The sequence below is a fragment of the Geminicoccus flavidas genome (genome assembly GCF_009806515.1).
In the GTDB taxonomy this organism is placed as follows: domain Bacteria; phylum Pseudomonadota; class Alphaproteobacteria; order Geminicoccales; family Geminicoccaceae; genus Geminicoccus; species Geminicoccus flavidus.
Genome location: NZ_WUJP01000883.1, coordinates 1 through 6,392, shown reverse-complemented (window position 1 = coordinate 6,392; position 6,392 = coordinate 1). Strand labels below are relative to the sequence as shown.

Genomic DNA, 6,392 nt, shown 5'->3' with positions numbered 1-6,392 from the left:
GCCGAGCGAGTCCAAACCCCGCCTGGCCTATGACCGCCCCCCGCTGGACGAGGTGATCCGGACGTTCACGAATGGGATGGCGGTGCGCACCGGCAAGGTCACGCTCGACGTGTCGCCGCTGGTCGAGAACGGCAATGCCGTGCCGGTGAAAGTGACGGTCGAAAGCCCGATGACCGAGGCCGACCATGTCCGGCGGATCGCGCTGTTCAACGAGCGCAACCCGCAGCCCGACGTCGCGGTGTTTCACCTGTTCCCGGGTGCCGGCCGCGCCGAGGTCGCCACCCGGATCCGGCTCGCCACCTCGCAGAAGGTGGCGGCGGTGGCGGAGATGGCCGATGGCGGCTTCTGGATGGCGGAGGCCAGCGTGGTGGTGACGCTCGCCGCCTGCATCGAGGACCTGATCTGATGCGGACGCTCATCAACGTGCCCAAGACCGCGAAGAAGGGCGAGATCGTCGAGATCCGGGCGATGGTCGCCCACCCGATGGAAACGGGCTACCGGACCGGCGAGAACGGCGTGCCGATCCCGCGCCAGATCATCCACCGCTTCACCTGCAGCTTTGCGGGCCGGGAGATCTTCGCCGCCGACCTGTTCCCGGCGATGTCGGCTAACCCCTTCCTCGCGTTCACCACGGTCGCGACCGGCAGCGGCACCTTCACCTTCACCTGGACCGACGACGATGGCACGACGCAGAGCGCTGCCGCCGAGATCACGGTGACCTGATGGCGGGCAGGTCGCTTGCTCTTGCGCCCCTCCTGGCAGCGGTGCTCGCTACCACGGTGGCCGTGGCCGATACCCTGGAGGCGGACAGGCGGTCCGGCTACGACCTGATGTCGCCCGAGTTGCGGGCGATGCAGGACGACGACCTGAGCAATCCCGGCATGTTCTGGGTGCTGGATGGCGAGCGCCTGTGGCAGGAGCCGGCCGGTGCTGCCGGAATCGCCTGCGCCGGCTGCCATGGAGACGCCCAGGAAAGCATGCGCGGGGTGGCGGCGCGCTATCCGGCCTTCGATCCCGCCCTCGGCCGGCCGCAGGACCTGGCGGGGCGGATCAGCCAGTGCCGGACGGAGCGACAGGAGGCGGAACCGCTCGCCCGCGAAAGCGACGCCCTGCTAGCGCTGTCCGCCTTCGTCGCCCACCAGTCGCGCGGCCTGCCGATCGACCCGCCGGGCGACCCCCGGCTCCAGCCGTTCCGTGCCAAAGGCGCGGCACTCTACCAGACTCCGATCGGCCAGCTCGACCTCGCCTGCGCGTCCTGCCACGACCGGAACTGGGGCAGGCGGCTGGGCGGCAGCACGATCCCGCAGGCGCATCCCACCGGCTACCCGCTCTACCGACTGGAATGGCAGGCGCTGGGCTCGCTGCAGCGCCGGCTGCGCAACTGCATGATCGGTGTGCGCGCCACGCCGTTCGACTTCGGCGCGCCGGAACTGATCGAGCTGGAACTCTACCTGATGTCGCGCGCAGCCGGCATGGCGGTGGAGACACCCGCCATCCGTCCTTGAGCCGGTGGCACCACTCAATGATCGGGCAGGCTGACCGCGATGTCAGGAACCAGACTGCCGCAGCACGTCGCTGGCCACGTTCCAGACCAGGAGCGGCAGTACCCCGAAGGCGTAGCCCTGGTCCACCCGCTCCAGCCAATGGTGATAGTCGCGGCCCCATGGCCCGATATTGACCATCGGGAACGCAGGCATCGCCCCTGCCGGATTCCAGACAATGCTCGATCCCCAGATCGGGGTCGCCCGGGCAATGACCTCGAGATCGGCCTGGTCGGTGCGGCCGAGAAAGCTCATGTCGACGATCACCGGCAGATGGTTCCGGGCGGTGATGCCAACGCCGGTCGCTGCCGCGGTCCGCTGCATGGCAGCCATCACCGTTTCCTTCAGGGCGTCTTCCATCGCTCCTGTGCCCCAATTCACCGCCGGATAGGGCATGGAGGCGAAGCCCAGCACGATGGCCGGCCCTTCGGTGCCGGTGGCATCCCAGGCGAACTCGGTCAGGAGCTGGCTGCGCGTAGGCAGGTCCAGATCGTCGCGTGTCGCGAGCTCGGCCGCATAAGCGTCGAAGCGGCGGCGAAAGCCGGACTCGCGTGCCAAGGCGCGGGCCAGGACTGCGTCGAAGGTCGTGACTTCCAAGCGTGACCATGCCTCGCTCGGTGCCCCATCCGGCGACAGTTGCCGGGCCCGCTCCGCCACTCGCGCCTGGGCACGCTCCATCGCCCGCAGGGCAATCTGCCGGGCGATCGCCAGCACGGTGCCGGCCGTGCGTCGCTGGGTCAGCACGTTCCAGAAGACCCAGACCCGGCCGGGCGTGGTGACGTTGTAGAGGTTCTTCAGGTCCTTCATGCCGAGCGCGGCCGGCGCTGCGGCGAGCTCCGCGCCGGCACGCTCGCCCAGCTCCGGCGCATACTCCATCTCCGCCACCAGTTCCGCGGCGAGATAGGCGGCATTCACGCCATCCAGCGGGTAGCAGGCATGCGACTCCTTGCCGACCACCAGCGCGCTCAGCAGCAGCTTGCCGATGCAGCCCAGCGCCACCACCCGGCCATCCGCGCCGTCGCCATTGTCGCACAAGGCGTCGAGGTTGATGCCGAGCGCCACCTCCAGGCCGCGCTGGTGCAGAAAATCCGGCAGCTCGGTCGCCGCGGCGCGCATGCCGTCCGAGCGGTCCTCCTCGTCCGGCGTGGCGATCAGCAGCAGGTTGCCGACCCGGCCCGGATCGGCGGCGAACTGTTCCAGCACCGCCATGCCGACGGCCAGCCCGGACTTCATGTCGAGCAGCCCCCGGCCCGGCAGGAAGCGGCCCGATTCGAGATCGTCCAATGCCTGGGCGAAGGTCCCGGTCAGGCGCAGCCGCTCGATCAGCCCGGCCCTGAGCGCTTCCGGGGAGAAGGCAAGGGGTGCCAGATCGCCATAATCGTCCACCGGCACCACGTCGAAATGGCCAGCGAGCACCACGGTCCGACTGCCCGTGCCGCGGACCAGGGCCAGGACGTTGGACCGGGCATGGCTGCCGCCTGGCACCGGCAGCACCGCGAGATCATCCGGATTGTCCCGGAAATAGGGCAGGGCGGCCAGGAGCCCGGCCAGATTGTGTGCGAAGCCGGCCTCGTCGGCCGTGCCGGTGACGCTCGGCCAGGCGGTGAGGGTCAGGCTCAGCTCGCGCGCGCGGGCAGCCAGCCTGCTGCGGGTCGGGGTCATGACATGCCTTCGGTCGGGGGGCAGGTGAACATGCAGGCCATCCTTGTCTAGCCGGGCGGCGCCCCGCCTTCCTGGATGCGCCGGGCCGCAAAGTCTTCGACGGCCTCACGGAGGGCTGGGTCCTGCGGCGGCGGCTCGAACTCGTCCAGCACCCTCTTCCAAATCGCGTTCGCCCGCATCGTCGCGGTCCTCGCACCATCCTCGGACCATTGGCCGAAATTGCGCCAGTCCGAGACCAGCGGCTCGTAGAAGGCGGTCTGGTAGCGGGCCATGGTGTGCGCAGCACCGAAGAAATGGCTACCAGGCTCGACCTCGGCGATGGCGTCGAAGCCGAAGGCGGCCTCGTCCAGCTCGATCGGCTGGAACAGTGCCGCGAACATCTGCAGCATCTCGATGTCGAGGATGAACTTCTCCAAGGACGCCGAGAGCCCGCCTTCCAGCCAGCCGGCCGCGTGCACCAGCACGTTGACCCCGCCCAGCAGGCTGCCCCAGACCGAGTTCAGATACTCGTAGGTCGCCTGGGCATCGGCGACGTTGGACGCGGTGGCACCGGAGCCCCGCCAGGGCAGGCCGACATGGCGAGCGAGCTGTCCGGCACCGAACGCGGCGCGCACGAACTCCGGCGTGCCGAAGGCGGGTGCCCCCGACTTCATATCGACGTTCGAGGTGAAGGAGCCATAGACCACCGGTGCTCCCGGCCGGGTGACCTGGGCAAGGGTGATGCCGGCGAGCGCCTCGGCATGCTGCAGCGTTAAGGCACCCGGGATGGTGATCGGCGCCATGGCGCCGGCCAGGGTGAAGGGCGTGATGATCGAGACCTGGCCGGCCCTGGCGAAGTCCATGATGCCCTGGCACATTGGCACGTCGAGCTGGCGCGGCGAATTGGTGTTGATCACCGTGTAGCAGTAGGGCCGTGCCCGGAAGCCCGCCTCGTCGAGCCCGCGCCCCAGCCGGATCATCTCGAACACGTCGCGGACCTGGGCGCTGCCGCGGCTGTAGACGAACAGCGGCTTGTCGCTCAGCGCCAGCTGGCTTTCCACCTGGCGCAGGTGGCGGAACTCCACCGGCACGTCCTGCGGCTCGACATTGGACGACTGGATGTGCAGCACATCGAAATGCTGGGAGAGCTTCAGGAAGTTCTGCATGTCGGAGAGCGTGCCCGGCCGCTTGCCCCGGTCCAGGTCGCTGACATGGGGCGGGCCGCCCACGCACAGAAAGGCGATGCTGGCACCACCGATCGGCACGTCGCGTCCGGCATGGGCGCCGGCGACCTCGAACGAACCGGGTGCTTTGCGTAGCGCGTCGGCCACCAAGCCGCGGTCCAGGCGCACCATGCCGCTCGCTTCGTCGACCTCGGCACCCGCTTGCCGGAAAACCTGCCGGGCCGTCGGGTCCAGAACCCGCATGCCCAGCTCTTCCAGCACGCGCAGAGCGGTCGCGTGGATGTGCGCGACATGGTCGTCGGAGAAGGCCCGCTGCGGCGCCAGCGTGTTGACCAGCCGGCGGTAGCGGGCACCGCCTGAAGGAACACCACTGCTCCCGCTACCTTCGCGCCGCCCTCTCCGCCCGGTACGACCGGCACGCTCGACCATGGTGCAAGCCTCCGAGGTTCAGGCGCGCATGCGTTCCCCCGGCGGATCCACCGGGGAGGGAGGAATGACCCGTGCCTGGCGCCGGATGCCGACGACATCGACCTCGAGCGGCTGGCCTTCCGTGACGAGCGCACTGTCCAGATAGGTCAGGGCCAGGCTCTTGCCGCAGCAATGACCGAAGGCGCCGGACGTGACCTGGCCGACCAGGCGCCCGTCCAGCCAGACCGGCTCGAAGCCGGACGCATCCGCATTCACGGCGTCGATCTCGAGCGTTGCCAGCAGCCGCGGCACGGGCGGGCCGTCCCGCTCGGCGAGCGCTGCCTCCCGGCCGATGAAGTCGCCCTTGTCGAAAGCCACGAACCGGTCGAGCCCGCTCATCTTCGGCGTGCTGGTCCAGGTGAACTCGCGCGACCAGATCCCAAAACTCTTCTCGATGCGCAGGGAGTCCAGCGCGCGATAGCCGACCTGCTTCAGGCCGAGATCCCGCCCGGCTTCCAGCAGCGCCGCGTAGAGGCTGGGCTGCTCGCTGGCGGCGACATTGATCTCGTAGCCGAGTTCGCCCGAGACCGAGAGGCGCGCCACCCTGGCCCGGGCCAGGCCCACATCCATTTCCCGGCAGTGCAGGAATGGGAAGGCTGGGCTGGCTAGGTCCGCCTCGGTGAGCCGTGCCAGCAGCGCCCTGGCATTGGGCCCCATCAGGGCCAGGCCCGTCACCTGGTCGGAGATGTCGGCGAGCGTGACGCCCGAGGGCGGCAGATGCTCCGCCATCCAGCGCATGTGCCAGGCGCGCAGATAATAGGAGCCCATCAGCCACCAGCTGTCGTCCTCCCAGGCCAGCACGGTGAGGTCGCCTATCAGCCGGCCGGAGCGGCTGAGCATCGGCGCCAGCCGCACCTGCCCCTTCTTGGGCAGCCGGCAGGCGAGCAGCCGGTCCAGGAAGGCCTTCGCCCCCGGCCCGGTGACGGCGTAGCGCGCAAAGGCGGAACTATCGAGCAGGCCCACCGCTTCCCGTGCCGCCCCACATTCCGCGGCGACCAGCGGAAAGGCGTTGGAGCGCTCCAAGGTCGGCGTCTCGACGAACGGCTGACCGGCGGGTGCGAAATAGAGCGGCACCTCCAGCCCCCAGGAGACGCCCCATTGCGCGCCGTCCCGGCACATCCGGTCATAGGCGGGCGGCGTGCGCAGCGGCCTGCCGGCCGGCAGCTGCTCGTTCGGGTAGGTGAGCAGGAACCGGCGCGCGTAGAACTGGGCGGTGGTGGCCTTGAGATAATTGCGGTTGGCGGCAAAGCGCCCGTAGCGCGCGATGTCCATCCCGAACACGTCCGCACCGGGCTCGCCGTCGACCAGCCACTGCGCCAGTGCCAGGCCCACGCCGCCGCCTTGGCTGAACCCGGCCATGACGCCGCAGGCACACCAGTAGTTACGCAGCCCCGGGACCGGGCCGATCAGGGGATTGCCGTCCGGCGTGAAGGTGAAGGCACCGTTCACCCAGCGCCTGATGCCGGTCGTGCTCAGCGCCGGGTAGCGTGCGAAGCCCAGGGCCAGCTCGGGCTCGATGCGCTCGATGTCCTCCGGGATCAGCTCGATCCCATAGTCC

The 6,392-nt window shown here is 69.4% G+C and carries 6 protein-coding genes; 3 read left to right on the top strand and 3 right to left on the bottom strand.

Features of this window, described 5'->3' with window-relative positions:
• From EQG76_RS25180 to soxA, 3 genes are all read left to right on the top strand, one after another.
• Positions 1 to 406 (top strand): SoxY-related AACIE arm protein (locus EQG76_RS25180; protein WP_159717414.1); only part of this gene is annotated, 406 nt, incomplete at its 5' end.
• Positions 403 to 723, top strand: coding sequence for a thiosulfate oxidation carrier complex protein SoxZ (gene soxZ / locus EQG76_RS25175; protein WP_159717416.1), 321 nt, complete (start codon positions 403 to 405; stop codon positions 721 to 723). The genes EQG76_RS25180 and soxZ, both read left to right, overlap by 4 nt.
• On the top strand, positions 723 to 1,505 hold the full coding sequence (soxA, locus tag EQG76_RS25170; RefSeq protein ID WP_159717412.1) for a sulfur oxidation c-type cytochrome SoxA: 783 nt from the start codon (positions 723 to 725) through the stop codon (positions 1,503 to 1,505). Before soxZ ends, soxA begins: the two co-directional genes overlap by 1 nt.
• A 42-nt stretch (positions 1,506 to 1,547) precedes the next feature.
• On the opposite strand, the gene EQG76_RS25165 is transcribed toward soxA, so the two are convergent.
• The 3 genes from EQG76_RS25165 to EQG76_RS25155 form a co-directional block, all read right to left on the bottom strand.
• Positions 1,548 to 3,203: a M20/M25/M40 family metallo-hydrolase gene (locus EQG76_RS25165; RefSeq protein WP_159717410.1), complete on the bottom strand. Its 1,656-nt coding sequence runs from the start codon at positions 3,201 to 3,203 to the stop codon at positions 1,548 to 1,550.
• 47 nt (positions 3,204 to 3,250) lie between these two features.
• A complete protein-coding gene (locus tag EQG76_RS25160; protein ID WP_159717408.1) occupies positions 3,251 to 4,795 on the bottom strand; it encodes a trimethylamine methyltransferase family protein in 1,545 nt (514 codons plus the stop codon).
• 18 nt (positions 4,796 to 4,813) lie between these two features.
• Positions 4,814 to 6,392: GcvT family protein (locus EQG76_RS25155; protein WP_200841102.1), on the bottom strand; the 1,579-nt coding region annotated here is incomplete at its 5' end.